Source organism: Planosporangium flavigriseum, from assembly GCF_011947225.1.
In the GTDB taxonomy this organism is placed as follows: Bacteria; Actinomycetota; Actinomycetes; order Mycobacteriales; family Micromonosporaceae; genus Planosporangium; species Planosporangium flavigriseum.
The window spans coordinates 37,826-60,795 of sequence record NZ_JAATVW010000004.1 but is presented as its reverse complement, the minus strand read 5'-3'; the positions used below and the strand labels follow the sequence as shown (position 1 = coordinate 60,795).

Below are 22,970 nucleotides of genomic sequence, written 5' to 3'. Positions count from 1 at the left end.
GTCGTGGGTGCGTTCACAGGCACGTTGAAGGGCTTCGGCGTCACCTTCTCGCACATCTTCAAGAAGGTCGTCACCGAGGAGTACCCGGAGAAGCGCAAGCCGGTGGCGCCGCGCTACCACGGGCGGCACATCCTCAACCGGCACCCGGACGGGCTGGAGAAGTGCGTCGGCTGCGAGCTGTGCGCCTGGGCCTGCCCGGCCGACGCCATCTACGTCGAGGGCGCCGACAACACCGACCAGGAGCGTTACTCGCCCGGTGAGCGGTATGCGGCGACCTACCAGATCAACTACGCCCGCTGCATCTTCTGCGGTCTCTGCATCGAGGCCTGCCCCACCCGCTCGCTCACCATGAGCAATGAGTACGAGCTGGCCCGGGACAACCGCAAGGATCTGATCTTCACGAAGGAGCAGCTGCTCGCGCCGCTGCTGCCGGGCATGGAGCAGCCGCCGCACCCGATGCGCCTGGGCGAGTCCGAGAAGGACTACTACGTCGGTGCGCTGGACAACCCGGGGATGTCGGTCGGGGCGGAGCGGGTCCGCAACTCGATGTCCGACGTCCCGGCGCGCGCGGAGAAGGCCCAGGCCGAGCAGTACGGGGAGAAGCGATGACCCACGAAATGGTCCTCGCCGCCGCTTCCGACGCGATGAAGGGCGGAGAGGCGGCGACCTTCTGGATCCTCGCGCCGATCGCGGTGATCGGGGCGATCGGTATGGTCTGGGCGCGCAACGCCGTGCACTCGGCGCTGTTCCTGGCCATGACGATGCTGTGCCTCGGCGTGTTCTACATCGTGCAGGCCGGGCCGTTCATCGGCTTCGCGCAGATCATCGTGTACACCGGCGCGATCATGATGCTGTTCCTGTTCGTGCTCATGCTGGTGGGCCGGGACGCGTCCGACTCGCTGATCGAGACGCTGCGCGGACAGCGGATGGCGGCGATCATCCTCGGCATCGGCTTCGCCGGTCTGGTCGGCACGGGCCTGTTCCGGGCCCTCGGCTCGGTGAACGCCGCCGGGCTGACCGCGGCCAACACCAAGCGCGGCGGGAACATCCAGGGCATCGCGGAACTGCTGTTCACCAAGTACGTCTTCGCCTTCGAGGTCACCTCGGCGCTGCTGATCACCGCGGCGGTCGGCGCGATGCTGCTGGCGCACATCGAGCGGCGCAAGGAAGACCGCAAGACCCAGCCGGAGCTGATGCGCGAGCGCTTCGCGCCCGGCAACTACCCGGCGCCGAAGCCCGGACCCGGCGTCTTCGCGACGTCGGACTCGGTCGCCACCCCGGCGCGGCTGCCCGACGGCAGCATGGCCGACCGCAGCATCTCCAAGATCGTGCCGACGCGCGAGCTCACGTCGGCTGAGGCGGCACCGAAGGGTACGGAGAAGTGACGGCCACGAATTACATCATTCTGTCGTCGATCCTGTTCACGATCGGCGCAGTCGGCGTGCTGATCCGCCGCAACGCCATCGTGCTGTTCATGTGCATCGAGCTGATGCTCAACGCGGCCAACCTGGCGCTCGTGACGTTCAGCCGCATCAACGGCACGCTCGACGGCCAGATCATGGCGTTCTTCGTGATGGTCGTGGCGGCGGCCGAGGTCGTGGTCGGGCTCGCCATCATCATGTCGATCTTCCGGACTCGACGCTCGGCGAGCGTCGACGACGCCAACCTGCTGAAGTACTGAGAGGGCTCCGGTGCAACCGACGACGTTGGCTGAAGCGGTCAGCTTCGCGTCCCCCACGGGCGCGCTGTCCAGCTTCTGGCTGCTCATCGCGATCCCGCTGGTCAGCGCCGCCATTCTGCTCCTGCTCGGCCGCCGCGCCGACAAGTGGGGCCACCTGCTCGGTGTGGCGAGCGTCGGTGTGGCGTTCGTGCTCGGCCTGGTCTACTTCTTCTCGCTGTCCGGCCTGAAGAACAAGGCAGTGTCGATCAATCTGTTCGAGTTCATGCCGGTGGGCGGGCTCAAGGTCGACTTCGGGCTGCTGTACGACCCGCTGTCCGCGGTGTTCGTGCTGCTGATCACCGGCGTCGGGTTCCTGATCCACGTGTACGCGGTCGGGTACATGGCGCACGACCCGGGCCGGCGACGCTTCTTCGGGTACTTCAACCTGTTCGTCGCGGCCATGCTGCTACTGGTGCTCGGCAACAACTACGTGATGCTGTACTTCGGCTGGGAGGGCGTGGGTCTCGCCAGCTACCTGCTCATCTCGTTCTGGTACCTGCGGCCGTCCGCCGCCACCGCGGGCAAGAAGGCCTTCATCATGAACCGCGTCGGTGACGCGGGTTTCGCGCTCGGCATCTTCCTGCTCTTCGCGACCCTCGGCACGGTGCAGTACGACGAGGTGTTCAACAACATCCACAAGCTTTCGGCGGGCACCGTCACGGCCGTGGCGCTCCTGCTGCTGCTCGGCGCGTGCGGTAAGTCCGGCCAGTTCCCGCTGCAGGCGTGGCTGCCCGACGCCATGGAGGGCCCGACCCCGGTGTCGGCCCTGATCCACGCGGCGACGATGGTGACGGCCGGCGTCTACCTGATCGCCCGGTCGCACCCGATCTTCGACGCTAGCGACGTCGCCCGTACGGTCGTCGTCGGGATCGGGGCGCTCACCCTGCTCATCGGCTGCGTCATCGGCTGCGCGAAGGACGACATCAAGCGCGTCCTCGCGTACTCGACCGTCAGCCAGATCGGGTACATGTTCCTCGCGGTCGGCCTCGGCGGCGCCGCGTACGCGCTGGGCATCATCCACCTGCTGGCGCACGGCTTCTTCAAGGCGGGGCTGTTCCTCGGCGCAGGATCGGTCATGCACGGCATGAACGACCAGACCGACATCCGCCGCTTCGGTGGCCTGCGCAAGTACATGCCGATCACCTGGGCGACGATGGGCCTGGGCTACCTGGCCATCATCGGGCTCTTCCCGTTCTCCGGCTTCTGGACCAAGGACCCGATCATCCTGGCCGCCTTCAACCACGAGGGCTGGCTGGGGTGGGTCCTCGGCTCGGCGGCGCTGCTCGGCGCCGGGTTGACCGCGTTCTACATGACCCGGCTGTTCGTGCTCACCTTCCACGGCCCCAAGCGGTGGACCGAGGACATCAAGCACCCGCACGAGTCGCCGAAGATTATGACGATCCCGCTGATCCTGCTCGCGGTCGGTTCGGTCGCGGCCGGTGGGCTGATGGCCACCTCGGTGGTCGGCTGGCTCGAGCCGGTGCTCGGCACGCACGAGGAGGGCCACGGGCACCTGGGCCACTGGACCGTCACCGCGCTGACCGTGGTGGTCGTGCTGATCGGCGCGGGCCTGGGCTGGGTGTTGTTCACCAAGGGCGCGGCGCTGCAGGAGCAGCCGGCCGGCCCGATCGTCACGGCAGCCCGTAACAACCTGTACGCGGACACCTTCAACGAGGCCGTCTTCGAGATGCCCGGCAAGTACCTGACCCGAGCGCTCGTCTACCTCGACAACCGCGGCGTGGACGGCCTGGTCAACGGGCTCGCCGCGGCGATCGGCGGCGGCTCCGGGCGGCTGCGCCGCACCCAGACCGGCTTCGTCCGGTCGTATGCCATGTCGATCCTCGGAGGTGCGCTGCTCGTGGTAGCGGCCATGCTGGCGGTGACGTTCGGATGAGCGAGCGTAGCGAGCGAATCGGAGATTCAGTGTTTGGCGAATGCATCGCCGAGCGAAGCGAGGCGATCGCATGAGCTTTCCTTATCTATCCGTGCTGACGGTCGCACCGGCCGTCGGCGGGGTCGTGGTGGCGTTGCTGCCCAAGGACAAGCCTGAGCTGGCGAAGCGCGTCGCGCTCGCCTGGTCGGTGGCGGTCCTCGGGTTCGCGGTCGCGATGTGGATCGGCTTCCAGGCCAACGGCCCGCGGCTGCAGTTCCGCGAGTCGTACCCCTGGATCCCGGCGTGGGGCGTGCGCTTCACCTTCGCCGCTGACGGCATCGCCCTGGTGATGCTGGCGCTGATCGCGCTGCTGGTACCGCTGGTGATCCTGGCGTCGTGGCACGACGCCGAGAACAGCCGGCGTTCCGTGCCGATGTACTTCGCGCTCATGCTCTTCCTCGAGAGCTCGATGATCGGCGTCTTCGCGGCCGCCGACGTCTTCCTGTTCTACGTGTTCTTCGAGGTCATGCTCGTTCCGATGTACTTCCTCATCGGCTCGTACGGCGGCCAGCGTCGCCAGTACGCGGCGGTGAAGTTCTTCCTGTACTCGCTGGCCGGCGGCTTGCTCATGCTGGCCGCGGTCGTCGGGCTGTGGGTCCTCGGTGGGCACACGTTCGACTGGGAGACCCTGCTCAAGGCGGACTTCAGCACCGGTGCGGAGCGGTGGCTCTTCCTCGGCTTCTTCCTCGCGTTCGCGATCAAGGCGCCGTTCTTCCCGTTCCACACCTGGCTGCCCGACGCCGGTGGCGCCGCGCCCGCCGGTGCGGCCGCGCTGCTCGTCGGCGTCATGGACAAGGTCGGTACGTTCGGGATCCTGCGGTACTGCCTGCCGCTGTTCCCCGACGCCTCGAAGTACTTCGCGCCGCTCGGGATGGCGCTCGCGCTCGTCGGCGTCGTCTACGCCGCGCTGCTGGCCATCGGGCAGAACGACCTGAAGCGGCTGGTGAGCTACACCTCGATCGCCCACTTCGGCTTCATCGGCATCGGCATCTTCGCGTTCACCACGCAGGCCGCCAGCGGCGCCGTGCTCTACATGTTCAACCACGGTCTCGCCACCGGCCTGTTGTTCCTGGTCGTCGGCATGCTGGTGGCCAGGCGGGGCAGCGCGCTGATCGGTGACTTCGGCGGTGCCGGCAAGTACCTGCCGGTACTCGCGGGGGTGTTCTTCTTCGCCGGCATGGCCTCGCTGGCCCTGCCCGGCACGTCGCCGTTCATCTCCGAGTTCCTGGTGCTCGTCGGCGTGTTCACGGTCAACAAGACGGTGGCCGTGATCGCCACGTTCGGCATCATCCTGGCCGCCGGGTACGTGCTGTGGATGATCCAGCGCACGATCCAGGGCGCCCCGAACCCGGCTATTGAGCAGGTCGAGGGCATGAAGCGGCCGATGTCCCTGCGGGAAGCGGTGGTCGTCACGCCGCTGATCGCGCTGATCCTGCTGCTCGGCTTCTACCCGAAGCCGGTGCTCGACGTCGTCAACCCGGCGGTCAAGGCCACGCTCTCCGATGTCGGAGCCAGCGACCCGGCCCCGACCGCGGGCAAGCTCACGGTCACCAAGGAGGCGGGTCGGTGAGCGACTCGTTCAAGCTGCCGAACATCGACTATGCGGCGCTGGCGCCGATGCTCATCCTGTTCGGCGTCGCGTGCCTGGGCGTGCTCGTGGAGGCCGCCTTCCGGCGTTTCTCCCGGGCCCGGATCCAGTTGCCGCTGGCGCTGCTCGGCGCGGTCGCGGCGCTGATCGTGGTGATCGCGACCGCCGACAAGCGCACGGTGACCGCCGGTGGCGCGATCGCCGTCGACGGGCCGTCGCTGTTCCTGCAGGGCTCGATCCTGGTCCTCGGCATCGTGGCGCTGCTGCTGATCGGCGAGCGCACCCTGGAGCGGGGCGGTTCGTTCGTCGCGCAGGCGGCGGTGACCGCCAACACCGAGGCCGACCGGGCCCAGGCCGCCACCGCGGAGGGCGCGAGCGAGGTCTACCCGCTGACGATGTTCGCCCTCGGCGGCATGATGCTGTTCTCCTCGGCGAACGACCTCCTGACGATGTTCGTGGCGCTCGAGGTCTTCTCGCTGCCGCTGTACCTGCTGTGCGCGCTGGCTCGCCGCCGACGCCTGCTCAGCCAGGAGGCGGCGATGAAGTACTTCCTGCTCGGTTCGTTCGCCTCGGCCTTCTTCCTGTTCGGCGTCGCGATGATCTACGGCTTCGCCGGCCGGGTCGACTTCCGGGGCATCGACGAGGCGATCGTCGGCTCGCCGGCGAGCCCGGTGCTGCTCTACGTGGGCCTCTCGATGCTCGCGATCGGACTGCTGTTCAAGGCCGCCGCGGTGCCGTTCCATGTCTGGACGCCGGACGTCTACCAGGGCGCCCCGACGCCGATCACGGCGCTGATGGCCGCGTGCACCAAGGTCGCGGCGTTCGGCGGCCTGCTGCGGGTGCTGTACGTAGCGTTTGGGCGGTCCCAGTGGGACTTCCAGCCCGTCATCGGCACGATCGCCGTCCTGACGATGCTCGTGGGCGCGGTCCTCGCGGTGACCCAGACCGACATCAAGCGGCTGCTGGCGTACTCGTCCATCGCGAACGCCGGATACCTGCTCATCGGCGTGGTCGCGCTGAACAAGGACGGCCTGTCCAGCTCGCTGTTCTACCTGGTCGCGTACGGCTTCACCGTGCTCGCCGCGTTCGGGGTCGTCACCCTGGTACGCGACGCCGACGGCGAGGCGACGCACCTGTCACGCTGGGCCGGCCTGGGCCGGCGGTCGCCCTTGTTCGCGGCCGTTTTCACGTTCATCCTGCTCGCCTTCGCGGGCATCCCGCTGACGAGCGGCTTCACCGCCAAGTTCGGGGTGTTCGCGGCCGGCGTGGAGAGCGGGCAGACCTGGCTGGTCATCGCGGGTGTGCTGTCGAGCGCGATTCTCGCCTTCCCGTACCTGCGGGTCGTCGTGCTGATGTGGCTGTCGGAGCCGGCGGAGAGCACGCCGAGCGTGTCGATACCGGGTGCCCTGACGTCGGCCGCTCTCATGATCGGTACGCTCGCCACGCTGGCTCTCGGCGTGGCCCCGACACTGCTGCTCCCCATCACGACGAAGGCAGCCGAGTTCATTCGCTAAGACGAACGACGGGGCACGGGGGAGCGGTGTGGGATTGTGATTGGCGTGGCGGGTACCGAAACAGAGCAGGCGCGAGCGTCTGTCGGCATTCAATTCGCCGACGCTGGCCTGGAGGCCGGCGTCGGCAGCATCCTGGCGGCTGTCGAGGATGAGCTGCGGCAGACCGTGACCAGCGCGGATCCGCTGGTCTCCGCGGCTGCCCGGCATCTGGTCGACGCCGGTGGCAAGCGGTTCCGTCCGCTGCTGGTCGCTCTCGCGGCGCACTTCGGCGAGCCGTCGGCGTCCGAGGTGGTCAAGGCGGCGATCGTCGTCGAGCTGACCCACCTGGCGACGCTGTACCACGACGACGTCCAGGACGAGGCGCCGGTGCGCCGGGGGGCGCCGTCGGTCAACTCCCGTTGGGGCAACGTCGTGGCGATCCTCACCGGGGACTTCCTGTTCTCGCGGGCCGCGAGCGCCGCGGCAGAACTCGGTCCGGAGGCGGTACGCATCCAGGCCGAGACGTTCGCCCGGCTGGTGCACGGGCAGATCGCCGAGACCTCCGGTCCCCGTGACGGCGAAGAGAAGCTCCACCACTACCTGCGCGTCATCGAGCAGAAGACCGGCTCGCTCATCGCGACCAGCGCCCGGTTCGGTGGGATGTTCGCTGGGGTCACCCCGGAGCAGGTGGCCGCCCTGGCGGAGTACGGCGAGACGATCGGTATCGCCTTCCAGCTCTCCGACGACCTGCTCGACATCGCCTCGGAGTCGGAGCAGTCGGGTAAGACGCCCGGCACCGACCTGCGTGAAGGCGTGCCGACCCTTCCGGTGCTGTACGCGCTGGCCTCGGACGAGACCGACGAGGCCGCGGTGCGGCTGCGCCAGCTCCTGGCGACCGGCCCGATCACGGACGACGCGCTGCACGCCGAGGCGCTCGGCCTGCTCCGCACGTCGTCTGCGTTCAAGCAGGCGCGGGAGACGGTCCGCTCGTACACCGAACGAGCCCGGTCCTCGCTGTCCGTGTTACCCGACGTGCCGGCGCGCCGGGCATTGGAGTCGCTCTGCGATTTCATCGCGGAGCGGACCGGCTGAGGCCATTCGCGGGCCATTCGCGTTTGGTTGCGCTGCCTGACCACCGGGCGGCGAGAGCGATCGTGAAGGATACTGACGGCCGGCGAGTTCACTCACGCGCACGACCGGAGTTACTGATACGACAGCCGTCGTTACGGTGAGCACGCCGAATGCGTACGGCGTGTCGTCGGCGTGTCGCGTTGAGCAATTGCCTTCGCGTCACTCACTTGCGGTATTCAATAGCCCTTTTGGTCCCTTCGCATCACCCTTTCGTTGGCCGAAAGGTTTCCCCCCGCCTGACCAATTTCATATGGTGTAAATCCTGTTGCTGCTGCGGCTGGGGAGGCGGAGCGGTGCGAGATCCACAGGCGGAGCCGTCGGATCTGATCCGCAGCGTGTCGCGTGCGCTGCGGGTGCTCGAAGCGGTGGGACAGTCCGAACGCGGGCTCACGGTCAAACAGGTGGCGCGGCGCTGCCAGCTCACCGTCGCGACCACCTACCACCTCGTACGCACCCTTGCGTACGAGGGGTACGTGATTCGTCGTGAGGACGGAACCTACGTTGTCGGGCTTGAGGTCGCCGACCGGTTCCGCGAGTTGGTCGTGGCGTTCCGGGGACCGGCAGTGGTCACCGAGACGTTACGGCGGGCGGCCGCCGAGACCGGGTACAGCCACCAACTGGCGCGCTTCGTCGGCAACCGGCCGACGATCACGGCCGTCGCCGAAGGACCACGCTCGCCGTACGTCGACGACCTGATTCCGGGCTTCGACGACGGCGCGCACGCGCTGGCCATGGGCAAGGCGCTGCTCGCGACGCTGAGCGCGGAGCAGCGGGCCAGGTTCCTCAAGGAGAGCGGCATGCCGGCGTACACGCCGCAGACGATCACGTCGGGAGAGGCGTTCGAGGCGGACCTGGCCGCGGGGGAGCGGCGCGGCATGCAGATCGAGATTAATCAGTACCGGAACGGACTCGCCTGCGCCGCCGTCCTGGCCGTCAACGACCGCGATCCCGAGCGCCGGGTCGTCCTGCAGTGCGCCCTGCCCGCCGGTGAGCTGATGACCTCGGCCCGCATCGTGCGTACGAGGCTGCTGTCGACCGCCGCCAACCTCGCCGACGCGCTCAAGGACTGACGCGCTCCCGCACCTTTCGAAGATCGTCGTTACCGGGGAGACTCCTCGGAGCAGAGGTGCGCGAGAACGTTTAAGGGAAGACGTGGAAATCTTTAGTCCACGTTGAACCTTCCTCGCGCGCGCTACGTGCTTATGGACAAGGTGGGAGGATGCCTGGCGTGGGCGACGAGGACGCCGATCAGCTACGCGCGCTGCACGCTGAGCATGGCGACGCGTTGTACGCGCACGCTCTCCGACTGAACGGGGGAGACCGACAGCGTGCGGAGGACCTGGTGCAGGAGACGCTGCTGCGAGCCTGGCAGCATCCCGAAGCACTCGATCCGACGCGCGGGTCGGTGCGGGCCTGGTTGTTCACCACGGCCCGCAACCTGGCGATCGACAACTGGCGGCGTCGGTCGGCGCGGGTCGGCGAGGTGATCACCGATGCGCCGCCGGAGCGGCCGATGGCGGACGAGACCGACCGTGCGGTCGACTCGTGGATCGTGTCGGAGGCGCTGGCCCGCCTCTCACCGCACCATCGGGAGGTCCTTGTGGAGTGCTACTACCAGGGTCGGTCGGTCAACGAAGCGGCCAGTCGCCTGGGCGTTCCTCCCGGCACGGTGAAGTCCCGTACGTACTATGCGCTGCGCGCGCTCAAGCTGGTCCTGGAGGAACTGGGGGTGACGTCGTGACGTGTGAGCAAGTGATCGATTCGGGCGCCTACGTCCTCGGCATCCTCGACCCCGAGGACCGGATCGCGTACGAACGGCACCTCGCGACGTGCGTGGTCTGCCAGCGGGAGGTCGCCGACTTCACGGGACTGCCCGACCTGCTCGCTCAGCTTGGCCCGGACGAGGTGGAGGCGATCGGGCGGAGCGGCGAGCGGCATGCGAACACGCCGTCGCGTTTCGAGGCCCCCGTCCCGGTACGGCCCCTGCCGTCGGTACCCCGGTCTAACCCGGCCGAGCAGTTCCAGCCGTACGGCAGTAGCCGGATGCCGCAGCGCGGCGGGCAGCGCCGCCCGAGTCGCTGGCGCGCCGTCGCCGCCGGACTCGCCGCCGCCGCGTGCGTGGCGTTCGGGGTGCTGATCGGCGCCCGGTTCATCAACGACACTCCGACCCCGCCGGCGATGGTTGCCATGCGCCCGGTGGCCGAGTCGGTACCGATCACGGCGCAGGTGGCGCTGACTCCGTTCGCCGGCGGCACCGAAGTGCGGATGCACTGCGTCTACAACGGAGGCGGCTCGGGGCCCCGCTGGTCGCTACACATGCTCGTGTACCCGAAGAACGGTGAGGCGCCCGAGAAGCTGTCCACCTGGACGGCCGGGCGCGGCGATGACCTCACCCTCTCGGCCGCGACCCGGTTCAGCCCCGCCGAGATCGGCAAGGTCGAGATCCGCAAGGGCGACAACTCGTCGTTGCTCGTGTACGAGCAGGCCTGACGCCGCCGACGAGGTTGCCGGGCTCAGACGGCGGTAGCCGTCGCGGCAACCTCCTCGGCCTCGCTCTCCTTGGCCGCCCGTTCGCGGGAAAGTCGCCGGGCGTTGCGGATCCCGTCCCACGTGAACACGGCGAGCGCCGCCCATACCAGGCCGAACCCGGCCAGTTGTGCCGGCGGCAGCGGCTCGTGGTAGATCAACACGCCGATGCCGAGTTGCAGGCTCGGGGTCATGTACTGCAGCAGGCCCAGTCCGGTCAGCGGGATCCGGTTGGCGGCACCGGCGAAGAGCAGCAGCGGGATCGCGGTGACCGCACCGGCGAGTACCAGCAGCGTCGTCTGCACGGCGGACACGTGCCCGAACGTGGACCGGTGGTGGCTGGCGAGCCACCCGAGGTAGGCCAGTGCCGGGGCGGTGAGCGCCAGCGACTCGACGAACAGGCCTTCCGCGGCGGGCAGCGCCAGGCTCTTCTTCAGCAGCCCGTACAGGCCGAAGCTCACCGCGAGGGTCAGGGCGATCCAGGGCAGCCTGCCGTAGTCGACGGTCAGGACGGCCACCGCGACCGCGCCGGTGGCGAGAGCGACCCACTGGGCCACCCGCAGTCGCTCGCGCAGTACCGCCACGCCGAGCAGCACGGTGACCAACGGGTTGATGAAGTAGCCGAGCGAGGTCTCGACGACGTGGCTGGAGTTGACCCCGTAGATGTACATCCCCCAGTTGACCGCGATGACCGTGGACGCGACGGCGATGCCGGCGAGGGTACGCGGGCGGCCGGCGAGAGACCGGAGAAACCGCCAGTTACGCAGCGCCACGAGGAGCAGGGTGACGAATGCGGCGGACCATACGATCCGGTGCGCCAAGATCTCAATCGGCCCGGCGGGCTTGAGCAGCTTCCAGTAGAGCGGGAAGAAACCCCAGATGGCGTACGCGAAGAACCCGAACAGATAACCGCGGCGCAGTTGATTCACGCGCCAACCGTATCGGTAAGGGGTGCCGGCTTTCCCGGTAATGACCGGCGACTGTGATCAGTCATCCCCTCCGTCGGGGACGACGAGGTTGAGCACCCAGCTGATCACGCTGACGAGCAGCGCACCGAGCACCGCGGTCGGCCAGAACTCGTCGACGTGGAACGGCAGGCCGAGGTTGCCGGAGATCCAGCTGGTGAGCAGGAACAACAGCCCGTTGACCACGAGAGCGATCAGGCCGAGGGTAAATACGTAGACCCCGCACCCGACCGTCTTGATGATGGGCCGCAGGACCGCGTTGACGATGCCGAAGATCGCGGCGACCGCAAGCAGAGTACCGATCTTCTTCACCGTGTCGGTCTCGTCGACGGTGATCCCTTTGAGGACCAGCGTCGATATCCACACGGCGACGGCGGTGACGGCGAGCCGGATGAGGATGCCCATGCCGGTGATCGTCGCATGCCCGTGCCAGTCTCGTGGGCCCGGACGCGCGATCTTCGCCGCGAACGTCGACCGGTCTAGCGGCTGATGCCGCCGATCAGTTGCTGTTCGATCGGGGTCGCCGACAGCAGCGTCCAGCGCAGGGTCTGCCGGCCCGCCACGACGCCGACCATGTCCGGGCGCACCCTGGGCAGGTTGCTCGCCAGTTGGTCCAGTCCCAGCCCGTACCCCGCGATCTCGGCCTCGGGCACTGACAGCGGCGGTAGCAGCACGAGGTCGGCCCGGGCGAGGATGTCCAGGTCGTGTGACGCCAGCTCGTCGCGGAGGACCAGTACGGCGCGCCAAGCGGCCTCCACCACGGGCATCGCCATACCGCCGACCGGACCGACGTCCACGATGACCAGCTGCGGCTGCAGCGGGGTCGCCGGCGGCAGCTCGACCGGCCGGTCGAGCGGGAGAATCGTCAGCGCGTTCCCGGCGCCGCCGATGGCGCGGTCGAACGGCTCCCAGGTCTGCGGCCGGCCGGTCTGCACCACCACCTGGGCACCGAGGGCGAGCGCCCGCAGTACGACGAGGTGCGCGTAGCGCACGCCGCCGAACAGGGCCGCCCGCGTCGGCTTCGGTCGGAACAGCCGGACGGTTGTCGGCTCGTCGCGCCGGTTGACGCCCATGACCAGTCCGGCAGCGGCCGTCGGAAGCTCCAGCGCGGCGAGGGCCTGTGGCGTCGCCCGCATGCCGGCGTCGCCGACCAGCGCGGCGTCGGCCGATCTGTCCAGCACGTCGGCCAAGCCGGCCGCGCCGGGATCTGCGGCGCCGCCGAGCGGAAGGGTCGCGGCCAGGCCGGCGAGCTGGGTGCCGTCGAGGCGCCGTGCCCGCGCACCTGCGGCCCCCAGCAGGCGCTGCAGCGCGCCGAGCGCCACCGTCTCGTTCTGCGGACCCGGAGAGGCGAGCCGGACCACCAGCTCGGCGCGTACCTCCTCGGCGTCCAGCCGCTCAGCGGCCAGTGACACGGTCGTCGCGGCGCCCGGCAGCGTGAGCATGCGGGTCAGCAGGCTCCGGCCGAGGTCGCCGCCGACGTCCGGCCAGCGGTGCAGCCGGAAGCTCACCTGGCGCAGCCTGCCGGCGCTCACCGCCGACCAGTCCTCCTGTAGCTCGGTCGCCCCGTCGAGGTGGGCCAGCTCCCCGAGTACGCGCAGGGCGGTGTCCGCGCTCAGCGCCCGGCACGGCAGCTCCTCGCGCGCGAGCCGGCGGCGCGCCCGCCGCACCGCGCTCGACAGTGCCAGTAGCAGCTCGGCCTCGGCGAAGCCGCCCGACCGGCGGACGTGGACAGCCAGGAACGACCGCTGCAGCGCGAGGATCCGGCCCTCGGTGAGCTGGCGGTACGAGGTTGCCGGCGAGCCCGAGCCGGCGCGCAGCGCGGGAGCCGGGAAGCCGGAGACGAGCAGCTGTAACCGGACCTGAGGCTGATCGGCGTTCGGCGCGGGCAGGAGCTCGGCCGGTGACGGGGCGAGGGGCGCCGCGTCGGCGAGCAGGGCGCTCGGGTCACCGAGCTCCAGCACCGCGGTCAGCCCGTACGCGTCCTCGATGACGCCGATCGTGGCCGCGTCGACCTCGACGCTGTTCACTACCGCGGTGGGCCGGACCAGGTCGAGCAGCGCGGCGGGGTCCGCACCGGCCGGCAGAGTGCCCCGGCGGCCCAGGTAACGCGAGCCCAGCGCCAGCCACTCGTACGCCCAATGTCCTTTGATCCGGCCGAAAGTGACGGCCAGGACGATCAGGCTCGCCGGTGATACGGCGATGAGCCACGGCAGGCCACTGCCCGCCGCGGCGAGCAGCACCACCACCGCGAACTCGGCGGCGACCACCTGACCGCTGTGCCACCGGAACAGCGTGCCGCGCTGGCGGACGCGCGCGGGCCTGGTGCCCCAGCCGGTCTGGGTTGGTTCGCGCGTACGGCCGGGCGGGGCGGCGCCTCCCGCGCCGACCGGCCATGCCGTCGGCTGTCCCATCGACACCGCTGCGACCTCCCGCCACATCGTCCGGGCGCTTATCGTAGGCTCGGCCGCCCGTCGTGTGGGGGCGCGCCCTACGGGGAGGGTCGATGCCATCGCGCCAGGATCAGCTGCACTCCTATCAATTCTCGGTGCAGCGTGTCGTCGCGGCCCTGGTCATGCGGGAGACTGATCCCGCTCAATCGCCGTTTCGGCGCGTCGCCGGTGCGACCATGGCCGGCGCCATCGTCGCCGTGCTCGCACTGGCGGGCGCGGCAGTGTACGGGATCTTCGCCGGTGGTTCCGGCGACTGGCAGACCGAGGGCCAGGTGATCATCGATAAGGACTCCGGTGCCCGGTACGTCTACTACAAGGGTGACCGGAAGCTCCATCCGGTCATCAACTACACCTCCGCGCTGTTGATCGCCGACGCGGCCCGCCCCCAGGTCGTGACCTGGTCACGATCTGCGATCGACAAGGCGACTTTCGGAGCTCCGATGGGCATCCCGGGCGCGCCGGACTCGCTGCCCGATGCCAAGCACCTCGCCAGGCCGCCCTGGACGCTCTGCTCGCAGGGGGCCGGGGACGCTTCAGGCGGCTCCGGCGCGGCCAATCCGCAGTCGGTGCTCTTCGTCGGGGGCGCGGCAGAGGTCGGCCAGCCGCTCGTACCCGCCCGCGCCGCCAGCCCGGGCGAGGGGATCCTCGTGTCCACCCCGGACGGCCGGCGCTACCTCGTGTACGACAACCGCCGGCACCAACTCGTGCAGCCCGACCTGGTGCTGCAAGCGTTCGTCTGGAGCACGAAACCGATCGTGCCGGTTTCGCCCGCGCTGATCAACGCGCTGCCGGCCGGCCCGGACCTCAAGCCGCTCTCGATCGAGGGTCGCGGCGCCAGGTCCTCGGCGTTGCCCGGGGGCAGGGTCGGGCAGGTGTACAAGCGCGCGAACGCGGGTGGCGCCGTCCAGCACGCCGTGGTTCTCGCCGACGGGCTCGCCGAGATCACCGAAGCCGAGGCCGATCTGCTCCTCGCCGACCCGGAGACGCCGCTCGGTCCGCGGGGCCGGGACAACGAACTGCCCGGCAACAGCCAGGTAGCCCCGTCCAGGACGAGGCTCGCCGGTTCCCCGCCGTTCGCGGTTCCGCCCACCATCCGGCTCACCGCCGGACCGGTGTGCGCATCAATCTCGGACGGGAAGGGCGCCAGCAAGGTGCTCGTCGACGCGAAACTGCCCGATCAGAGCGGTGCCGTGACCACCCAGGCGCGTACCGGCAGCGGCGCGTTGCTGGCCGATCGGATCGTCGTCTCGGGCCGGGGCGCGCTCGTGGAGGCGGTCGCCTCACCCGGGGCCCGCAGCGGAGCGCTGAGCATCGTTTCAGAGCTCGGCATCCGGTATCCGCTGGCAAGCCGGGACCTGGTGACCAAACTCGGCTACGCGGGCGTCACTCCGACTGCGATGCCCGCCGAACTCGTCGTGCTGCTGCCGGTCGGGCCGGCGCTGGACCCGGCGGAGGCGCGGCAACGTGCTGGATCCTGAAAACGCGGACGAAGTGTCTGGAGTGCCGGAAGTTATCCACAGGTTTCGACGTAGGGGCTGGCGGGAGATTGAGCCGTACCGCTACCGTCATCGGCGGTACTCATTGCCTGACCTAGTGGCTGAAGCGAGAAACGGGGTGAATTCGGTTGGCTGAGCAGACGCAGTCAGACGCTGGGGTGATGGCCCAGACTGCGAACAAGTTCCGCTCCACCAACAGCGACCTGACCAACATGCTCACGCGGCTCATGAACGAGCTGGACAGTCTGCGCTCCGGCTGGAAGGGCCAGGGGGCTCAAGCATTCGACAACGCCCGACTGCAGTGGCGCACCGACATGGACCTCCTGCACCGCGCCCTCGACGAGACGGCGGCCGCCATCGAGAAGGCCGGGACGTTCTACACCTCGTCGGACTCCGAATCCGCCAACCGCCTGAAGACGTTCCAGGGCGGCGCGACGGTCAAGCTGCCGCTCTAGGGAAAGGGGAGGCTTCAAACCATGGGCGAGCTTCTCGTGCACTTCGGTCAGCTGCAGGCGGCTGCCGGGCACATCGACACCGCGATCGGCGCGCTGCACAGCCAGCTGAGCGACCTCGACTCGGCCGCCAAGCCGCTGGTCTCGACCTGGAACGGTGAGGCCCAGTCCGCCGACCAGCAGCGCCAGCAGCAGTGGACGCGCGCGGCTCAGGATCTCACGCAGATCCTCCAGGGCATCAAGAAGGCCCTCGAAGAGTCCACCCAGGAATACATCCAGACCGAGAAGAGCAACACCAGCCTGTTCTCCGGCTGACGTCTTCAGCGCGATAACGGCGGCCCGGTGAGCTCACCGGGCCGCCGTTGCGCGTAGTTACGGTTGGGATGCGCGGCCGGTGCCCGGTCGCCAATCGCGCCGCCGCCCTCGCGGCACCACGACGGCGACGCCGACCACGACCAGGGCGAGAACACCCACTCCGCCGGCGAGTGACAGTGCGACGGTCCGCCGGCGGGCCGCCGCTGCAGCGGCAGCCGCCTCGGCTGCCGGGTCGCTCTCGAGCTGAGGAAGCGGGGGACGCTTCGGCGGCGCGCCCACGGCGAGCACACCGGTGACCGCACGATAGGGGTTGATCACTCCCTGCCCGTATTCCGGGCTGCCGGGTGAGCCCGCCGCCGGGTCCGCGGTGGCCAGCAGGCGGGTCGCGACCTGGCGAGCCGAGATTTTCGGCCCGTACTTCTGGATCACCAGCGCCGCTGTGGCGGAGACGAAGGGCGCACCGAAGCTCGTACCCGCGTAGATCTGGTAACCGCCGCCCGGCACCGCGGCCGGAATCTGATTGCCGGGTGCAACCAGATCAACCGACGTGCCCGTCTGCGACTGTCCGAACCGGACGTCGCTCTCGTCGATCGCGCCCACCCCGATGACGCCGTCGTAGGCAGCCGGATACGTCGTCGCGTCCTTCGGGCTGTTCGGATCGTGCCCGTTGCCGACGGCCGCCACGACAACGACGTCCCGGGCGATCGCCTCCGCGACCGCCGCCCGCACCTCCGGGCGGTCTTCCGTCAACACGAGCGACAGGTTGATCACCTTCGCGCCCCGGTCGACGGCCGCTCTGATTGCCCGGGCGAGGTCGGCCGGCGTACCCCGGCCGGTGTCGTTGCCGTTGACGCGTTCACTCGCCCGTATCGGCAGAATCGTCGCCCCGGGAGCGAGGCCGCGAAAAGGCGTGTCCGGGCTGGGCTGTGCGGCGATGAGACTGGCCACCGCCGTTCCGTGGCCGACGCAGTCCTCCTGCCCGTTTCCCGACGGTTCGAAAGCGTCCCAACCGGGGGCAACCCGGCCGCGAAGCTGGGGGTGTCGGGCATCCACACCGGAGTCGATGACCGCGACGACTACGTTCTTGCCGGTGACGCCGAGCGCGGTTAGCCGGTCGAGGCCCCAGCGCTGCTGCGCCCACGGCTGCCCGGCGATGGTCGGCATCCGCTGTTGCTGCGGCGCGACCGTGCAGGCGGCAGCCGCCGGCGTCGGCTCGTACGGCACCACGCCCAGCGTGGCCAGGGCAGCCGCGGCCGCGCCCGCCACACTCCTTCGTAGCCTTTGCCGTCGCATCCGACCCCCCGCTGGCATCCGTCCACCTCTGGCCGCCGGATGAGCATGTTATTCGGCCGGCATCCATCGGCAAAGACGCTCGTCGCTGCGCTGCTCGGAAACACCGGCCGGACACACCGTCGCGTTATTCGCCTCGAACAGGTATAACGATCCTCGATCGAAGCGCCGATGGTGGGCGTACATCGATCGTTGCGCTGTGAGACCTGCCCTCGCGTCGAAGTCCTTGTAGGTTAGGTGCGCAGCGCTACCGTCCGAAACCGACAAAGGGAGGTGGCCGTGAGCGACTGGGAGCCGGCCACCGAAGCCGAGGCCGCGATGCGCGCCGCCCTCCGCGCGGGTGACCAGGAGCATTACTTCCGGCTTCTGGCCCGCCTCGAGCTCGTCCTGCCGATGGATCCGGACACGTTCTCCGATCGCGCCCCGGTGGCCTGGGGCACCTGGGCCACCGATTCCCGCACCCACGTGCTCGCGTTCACGTCACCCGCAGCGCTCGACGCCTGCCTCGCCGAACACGCCGGCACGTTCCGCAAGCTGCCCTTCCACGAGTTGGCCGCCACGTGGCCCGACCCGGACTGGTGGCTCGCCGTCAACCCGGGCCTGCCGATCGAGGGATACCTCCCGCCCTGGTTCGTCACGCAGATCAGCCGCGGCGACGTGCGGCTACCCGGTCGTACGATGGGTGCCCAGGCGCGCATCGAACAGGCGACCGCGCTGCGGTCGCGTACGCCCGACCCCGCCGCGCTGCCCAGCGGGCCGGCCGCGAACGGCCAGCCAGGACGGAACGTCGGTCTGCCGCCGGCCGGCGGCGGTCTTCTCCCACGTGAGGGGCGCGCGCTGTCGCGCCGCGTCGAACTGCTCAGCCGGCATGGCTTCGGCGACCCCCGCCGGGAAGCCGCCGCGCGACCGGACAGCCGAGCGGTGGGGGCCGGCGCTCCGGCTGACGCCGTACCCGAGCACATCGGCGCGACCGAAAACGTGATCGCGCAGACCGAAGGTGACAGAACGTCCCACGGCTATGAGCCGGCCCGCGATTTCGGCGCCCCCTTCGGTACGCCGAATGGAGCGCCCATCGGGATGACCGAGGTGGCGACGCAGCCCGAAGTGCCGACCCGGACCGAGGCGGTGACGCAACAGGAGGAGACGCCGGCGGACCCCGTAGCAGCGACGAGCGACTTCACGCCGGCCAACCAGGTCGAGGAGAGCCTGCTCGAGGCCGCGGAGGAGGGCAGCACCGACAGTTTCCTGTCGACGCTGCTGCTGGCGAAGGTGCTTGTACCGGGAGCGCAGGATGCCGCCGTCGCCAACATCGACCAGTGGCACACCGAAGATATCGACAGTCAGCGGTATGTCGTGGTGTTCACCTCGACCGAACGGCTCACCCACCACCTCGGTGCGGACTCCCGGGGCACCTGGATCAAGTTCACGCAACTGATCAACGCATGGCCGCGCGAATCACTGTCCTTTGCGGTCAACCCCGGTACGCCCATCGGTGCGACCCTGCCCGGCGCCCAGATCGTCGCCCTCGCCACCTGGGCCGCCGGCGAGGGCCTCACCGGCGAGCAGCCCGAGCTTCCCGAGCCGGCCGCCACGCCGGATGCCCCGCTGCGCAGCAGCCTTCCGCCGCCGGCGACCGGGCCGGTGGTGATGCAGAAGACGATCGCTGCCAGCCAGGTGCCCTACTACCTGGAACGCGGCTACGACCGGGTCTCCGGCTTCGTGCACCGCGCAAGTGAGGTCGCGCACCTGCGTACGCCCCACGCGTTGTATGAGGCGCTCGGCCTGGGTTACGCGGATTCGCCGTTCGGCCCCGACGACGCCGAGGTGTTCGTAGTGCGCTGGGCGGCCCACCGGGGCAACCTCTACCGAATCCCGTACGGCGGTCAGAACGAAGCGGCGATGCACGCGATGCAGGGGTGGGTGATCGATCGTCCCCCGTTCCGCGGTAACGGCTTCGCACCGAGCGAGAGCCGGGACGTGATCGCTGAGTTCAAGGTCGACAGCGTACGGCTGCCGCACGGCGCGGAGCTGTGGCGGGTCGGCCGCGACGGTGACGAGAAGCTGATCGCCACGTTCGACGCGGACGGACCGGAGTGGCGGCGGGTGGGTGAGCAATGATCCGCGACGGATACGCCGCACGCTGGCAGGGCTGCGAGCACGAGGCGAGCCCAGACGGCGAGCAGATACGCATCTACCGGGCCAGCCCGGAAGACGGCTTCGAGGAGGTGCGACCCGGTCGGTTCCGGCGGTTCGTGCCCGCCGACGAGGTTGAGGAGCTGGTGTACATCCGTACGACCTGCATGTGGCGCGACGAGCCGTTCATCGTGCTGGCCGAGCACGAGTCCTGGCTGCGCGTCGAGTACACGGGTGGGCTCGCGCCGGTCGCCGCGCGGTTGAGCCTGGAGGAGTTCGATTTCGGCGTCTACCAGGGCTGGGTGCCGCGGGACGAGGTGACCGAGCTACGTGAGTACCGCGTGTAGCTACTCCTTCGCCCAGCGCAGGATCTCGCCGGCCACGAGGTGGGGGACTTCCAGGTGCGGGAAGTGCCCGACGCCGTCGAGCAACTGCCACTCGTAGCGGGCGATCACGTACCGTCCTGAGCCCTGGGCGGTGCGCGGCAGCACCGCGGAGTCCAGGGCACCGTGCAGGTGCAGGGTCGGGCTCACGATGGGCTGCTGGAGCAGCTTGACGAACCGGTACCCGTGCGGCCGCAGCACGGAGCGCGCCGCCCACCGGTACGTCTCCATCGCGCAGAACGCCGCCTGCGGGATCCGCATGGCGGTCCGGCACCGGCGCTCGTAGTCGTCGAAGTCTTCGCTGCGCTGCCACTCGGGCCCGGCCCAGCGCCGCAGGTACTCACCGACCAGGGCCGCGTTGTCGCGGGTGAGCACGTGCTCGAAGCGCGGCGCCTGGAAGCGCAGCATGGGAAGCGAGGCCGCGAGCTGTCCGCGCGGGTCGCTCGCGAGCGCGGCGCGCAACCGCAGCGGGTGCGCCGCGCTCATGACCACGAGACGGCGTACGAGCGTGGGGTGGAAAGCGGCTGTCGTCCACGCGATCGTGCCGCCGTACCCCGCGCCGACGAGGATGGCGCTGCGCTCACCGAGAGCACGGATCAGTCCGGCCACGTCGCCAGCCATGGTGTAGCCGTCGTAGCCGCGGGGTGGCTTGTCGCTCGCGCCGTACCCGCGCAGGTCGATCGCGACGGCGCGGAAGCCGGCCTCGGCGACCAGGCGTAGCTGCTGGTGCCAGCCCCACCAGAACTCGGGGAATCCGTGCAGGAAGAGCACGAGCGGGCCGCTGCCCGCCTCCACGACGTGGAAACGGGTGCCGTTGGCGCTGACGAAGCGGTGTCTCCACGGGCCATCGAGCAGCACGCAGGACTCGTCGACCAAGGCAGTCATGAACCTCAGCGTACGGAAAAGCTGCTACTTCGCATCCACGGCATGGACACTCTGCCCGATCGCCCCGCCGATCTAGGAGAAACGGTGATTACTTTGCCCGGTTTGTATTCATTTCTCCTAGATCGGCGAGCGGTGGATCAGTCCTCGTCGGACTTGCTCGACTGCATTCCGCCGGCGATCAGGTCCATCACGGCCGAGTCCTGCAGGCTCGTCACGTCACCCAGCGACCGGTTCTCCGCCGCGTCGCGCAGCAGCCGCCGCATGATCTTTCCGGAGCGGGTCTTCGGCAGTTCGGGTACGACCATGATCTGGCGCGGCTTCGCGATCGGGCCGAGGGTCTTCGCCACGTGGTCGCGCAACTCCTTGAGCAGCGCCTCGCCGCCGGCCTCGTCCTCGGGCACGCTGCCGCGCAGGATCGCGAACGCCACGATCGCCTGCCCGGTCGTCGGGTCGGTCGCGCCGACCACCGCCGCTTCGGCCACCTTGGGGTGGCTGACCAGGGCGCTCTCCACTTCGGTGGTGGAGATGTTGTGCCCGGAGACCAGCATGACATCGTCGACCCGGCCGAGCAGCCAGAGGTGGCCGTCGGCGTCGCGCTTGGCGCCGTCACCGGCGAAGTACATGTTCTCGAAGCGCGACCAGTACGTGTCGATGAAGCGCTGGTCATCGCCCCAGATCGTGCGCAGCATGCTGGGCCACGGCTCACGCAGCACCAGGTAACCGCCGCCGCCGTTCGGTACCGAGTTGCCCTGGTCGTCGACGACGTCCGCCGCGATGCCGGGCAGCGGGGTCATGGCCGAGCCGGGCTTGGTCGCGGTCACGCCGGGGAGCGGGCTGATCATGATCGAGCCGGTCTCGGTCTGCCACCAGGTGTCCACGATCGGGGCCTGGTCGCGGCCGATGTTCTGCCGGTACCACACCCAGGCCTCCGGGTTGATCGGTTCACCGACCGAGCCCAGGATGCGCAGCGACGACAGGTCGTACTTCGCGGGGATGTCGTCGCCCCACTTCATCATCGTGCGGATCAGCGTCGGTGCGGTGTACAGGATCGTGACGCCGTACTGCTGCACGATCTCCCAGAACCGGCCCCGGTGCGGGGTGTCCGGCGTGCCCTCGTACATCACCTGGGTGGCGCCGTTGGACAGCGGTCCGTACACGATGTAGCTGTGCCCGGTGACCCAGCCGATGTCGGCGGTGCACCAGTACACGTCGGTGTCGGGCTTGTGGTCGAAGACCGCGTGGTACGTCCAGCTCGTCTGCGTGAGGTACCCGCCGGAGGTGTGCAGGATGCCCTTCGGTTTCCCGGTCGTTCCGGAGGTGTACAGGATGAACAGGGGGTGTTCGGCGTCGAACGGCTGTGCCGCGTGCTCCGTGCTGGCCTGCTCGACCGTCTCGTGCCACCACAGGTCACGGCCGTCGTGCCAGGCCACGTCCTGCCCCGTACGGCGCACGACCAGCACGTGCTCGACGCCCGGGCAGCGGTCGACCGCCTCGTCGACGGTGGGCTTGAGCGCACTGGGGTTGCCGCGCCGGTATCCGCCGTCGGCGGTGATGACGACCTTGGCGTCGGCGTCGGAGATCCGGCTGGCGAGCGCGTCGACGGAGAAGCCGCCGAAGACGACGCTGTGGGTCGCGCCGATCCGGGCGCAGGCGAGCATGGCGACGGCAGCCTCGGGGATCATCGGCAGGTAGATCGCCACCCGGTCGCCGGCCCGCACGCCCAGCTCGGTGAGCGTGTTGGCGGCCTGGCAGGTCAGCCGGTGCAGGTCGGCGTACGTCAGGCAGCGGGTGTCGCCCGGCTCGCCGACCCAGTGGATCGCGGCCTTGCTGCCCCGGCCCTCCTCGATGTGGCGGTCAAGGCAGTTGTACGCCACGTTGAGCTGGCCGCCGACGAACCACTTCGCGAACGGCGGGTTGGTCCAGTCGAGCACCTGGTCCCACTCCTTGGCCCAGACCAGCCGCTGCGCCTGGGTCTCCCAGAAGGCGAGCCGGTCGGCCTTGGCCTGCGCGTACGCGGCTTCCTGGACGTTGGCGTTCGCGGCCAGCTCGGCTGGCGGCGGGAACTGTCGGGTCTCGTTGAGCAGATTTGCGAAAGTCTCGCTCATCGCGTCTCCTTGCTGTGCTCGCAGGCCGCGACAAGCTCGCTGTGCTCGCTCATTGCGCGGTGCCCCCTGGGCTCGGGTCTTTCGCCTTGCAGGCTAGTGGGGGCA

General features: G+C 69.4%; 21 protein-coding genes. 15 read left to right on the top strand and 6 right to left on the bottom strand.

Annotated elements, in window-relative coordinates:
* Positions 1–3 precede the first annotated feature (3 nt).
* The 10 genes from nuoI (at position 4) to HC028_RS07300 (ending at position 10,355) form a co-directional block, all read left to right on the top strand.
* Positions 4–609: an NADH-quinone oxidoreductase subunit NuoI gene (gene nuoI / locus HC028_RS07345; protein ID WP_168074374.1), complete on the top strand. Its 606-nt coding sequence runs from the start codon at positions 4–6 to the stop codon at positions 607–609.
* Positions 606–1,385 carry an NADH-quinone oxidoreductase subunit J gene (locus tag HC028_RS07340; protein WP_168074372.1) on the top strand — a complete coding sequence of 260 codons (780 nt, stop codon included), beginning with the start codon at positions 606–608 and terminating at the stop codon, positions 1,383–1,385. The genes nuoI and HC028_RS07340 overlap by 4 nt, the downstream gene beginning before the upstream one ends.
* Complete coding sequence (gene nuoK, locus HC028_RS07335; protein ID WP_167923585.1) at positions 1,382–1,681, top strand: NADH-quinone oxidoreductase subunit NuoK; 300 nt, start codon at positions 1,382–1,384, stop codon at positions 1,679–1,681. Before HC028_RS07340 ends, nuoK begins: the two co-directional genes overlap by 4 nt.
* A gap of 25 nt (positions 1,682–1,706) precedes the next feature.
* A complete protein-coding gene (gene nuoL, locus HC028_RS07330; RefSeq protein WP_168074371.1) occupies positions 1,707–3,614 on the top strand; it encodes an NADH-quinone oxidoreductase subunit L in 1,908 nt (635 codons plus the stop codon).
* Positions 3,615–3,684: 70 nt separating this feature from the next.
* Positions 3,685–5,223: an NADH-quinone oxidoreductase subunit M gene (locus HC028_RS07325; RefSeq protein WP_168074362.1), complete on the top strand. Its 1,539-nt coding sequence runs from the start codon at positions 3,685–3,687 to the stop codon at positions 5,221–5,223.
* The gene (gene nuoN, locus HC028_RS07320) at positions 5,220–6,755 is read left to right on the top strand and encodes an NADH-quinone oxidoreductase subunit NuoN (protein WP_275408246.1); all 1,536 of its coding nucleotides are present in this window, start codon (positions 5,220–5,222) and stop codon (positions 6,753–6,755) included. Before HC028_RS07325 ends, nuoN begins: the two co-directional genes overlap by 4 nt.
* Positions 6,756–6,791: 36 nt before the next feature.
* Positions 6,792–7,826: a polyprenyl synthetase family protein gene (locus HC028_RS07315; protein WP_168074360.1), complete on the top strand. Its 1,035-nt coding sequence runs from the start codon at positions 6,792–6,794 to the stop codon at positions 7,824–7,826.
* Positions 7,827–8,158: 332 nt separating this feature from the next.
* Positions 8,159–8,935 carry an IclR family transcriptional regulator gene (locus HC028_RS07310; protein ID WP_168074358.1) on the top strand — a complete coding sequence of 259 codons (777 nt, stop codon included), beginning with the start codon at positions 8,159–8,161 and terminating at the stop codon, positions 8,933–8,935.
* Positions 8,936–9,084: 149 nt separating this feature from the next.
* Positions 9,085–9,606, top strand: a complete 522-nt coding sequence (locus tag HC028_RS07305; RefSeq protein ID WP_168074356.1) for a sigma-70 family RNA polymerase sigma factor — start codon at positions 9,085–9,087, stop codon at positions 9,604–9,606.
* Entirely contained in the window at positions 9,603–10,355 is a 753-nt protein-coding gene (locus tag HC028_RS07300; protein ID WP_168074354.1) for an anti-sigma factor family protein, read from the top strand. Before HC028_RS07305 ends, HC028_RS07300 begins: the two co-directional genes overlap by 4 nt.
* A gap of 23 nt (positions 10,356–10,378) precedes the next feature.
* On the opposite strand, the gene rarD is transcribed toward HC028_RS07300, so the two are convergent.
* The 3 genes from rarD to HC028_RS07285 all read right to left on the bottom strand — a co-directional run bounded on the left by rarD (position 10,379) and on the right by HC028_RS07285 (position 13,794).
* Entirely contained in the window at positions 10,379–11,320 is a 942-nt protein-coding gene (gene rarD / locus HC028_RS07295; protein WP_168074352.1) for an EamA family transporter RarD, read from the bottom strand.
* 57 nt (positions 11,321–11,377) lie between these two features.
* A complete protein-coding gene (locus tag HC028_RS07290; protein ID WP_168074350.1) occupies positions 11,378–11,761 on the bottom strand; it encodes a phage holin family protein in 384 nt (127 codons plus the stop codon).
* A gap of 74 nt (positions 11,762–11,835) precedes the next feature.
* Positions 11,836–13,794: a type VII secretion protein EccE gene (locus HC028_RS07285; RefSeq protein WP_168074348.1), complete on the bottom strand. Its 1,959-nt coding sequence runs from the start codon at positions 13,792–13,794 to the stop codon at positions 11,836–11,838.
* Between the two features lie 65 nt (positions 13,795–13,859).
* Here HC028_RS07285 and eccB point away from each other — a divergent pair, with 65 nt between their 5' ends.
* The 3 genes from eccB (at position 13,860) to HC028_RS07270 (ending at position 16,069) form a co-directional block, all read left to right on the top strand.
* Positions 13,860–15,284, top strand: coding sequence for a type VII secretion protein EccB (gene eccB, locus HC028_RS07280; protein ID WP_168074346.1), 1,425 nt, complete (start codon positions 13,860–13,862; stop codon positions 15,282–15,284).
* Between the two features lie 146 nt (positions 15,285–15,430).
* Complete coding sequence (locus HC028_RS07275; RefSeq protein ID WP_275408245.1) at positions 15,431–15,757, top strand: WXG100 family type VII secretion target; 327 nt, start codon at positions 15,431–15,433, stop codon at positions 15,755–15,757.
* Between the two features lie 21 nt (positions 15,758–15,778).
* Positions 15,779–16,069: a WXG100 family type VII secretion target gene (locus HC028_RS07270; RefSeq protein ID WP_168074343.1), complete on the top strand. Its 291-nt coding sequence runs from the start codon at positions 15,779–15,781 to the stop codon at positions 16,067–16,069.
* A gap of 57 nt (positions 16,070–16,126) precedes the next feature.
* Here HC028_RS07270 and mycP read toward each other — a convergent pair whose 3' ends face one another.
* Entirely contained in the window at positions 16,127–17,362 is a 1,236-nt protein-coding gene (mycP, locus tag HC028_RS07265; protein WP_168074342.1) for a type VII secretion-associated serine protease mycosin, read from the bottom strand.
* A 276-nt stretch (positions 17,363–17,638) separates the two neighbouring features.
* Between mycP and HC028_RS07260 the strand changes: the two genes are divergently transcribed.
* On the top strand, positions 17,639–19,477 hold the full coding sequence (locus tag HC028_RS07260; protein ID WP_168074341.1) for an SseB family protein: 1,839 nt from the start codon (positions 17,639–17,641) through the stop codon (positions 19,475–19,477).
* Positions 19,474–19,839, top strand: coding sequence for a hypothetical protein (locus HC028_RS07255; RefSeq protein ID WP_168074340.1), 366 nt, complete (start codon positions 19,474–19,476; stop codon positions 19,837–19,839). The genes HC028_RS07260 and HC028_RS07255 overlap by 4 nt, the downstream gene beginning before the upstream one ends.
* Here the strand turns inward: HC028_RS07255 and HC028_RS07250 are convergent, their stop codons facing one another.
* Entirely contained in the window at positions 19,840–20,760 is a 921-nt protein-coding gene (locus HC028_RS07250; protein ID WP_168074339.1) for an alpha/beta fold hydrolase, read from the bottom strand.
* A 137-nt stretch (positions 20,761–20,897) separates the two neighbouring features.
* Entirely contained in the window at positions 20,898–22,865 is a 1,968-nt protein-coding gene (acs, locus tag HC028_RS07245) for an acetate--CoA ligase (protein ID WP_168074338.1), read from the bottom strand.
* Positions 22,866–22,970 lie beyond the last annotated feature (105 nt).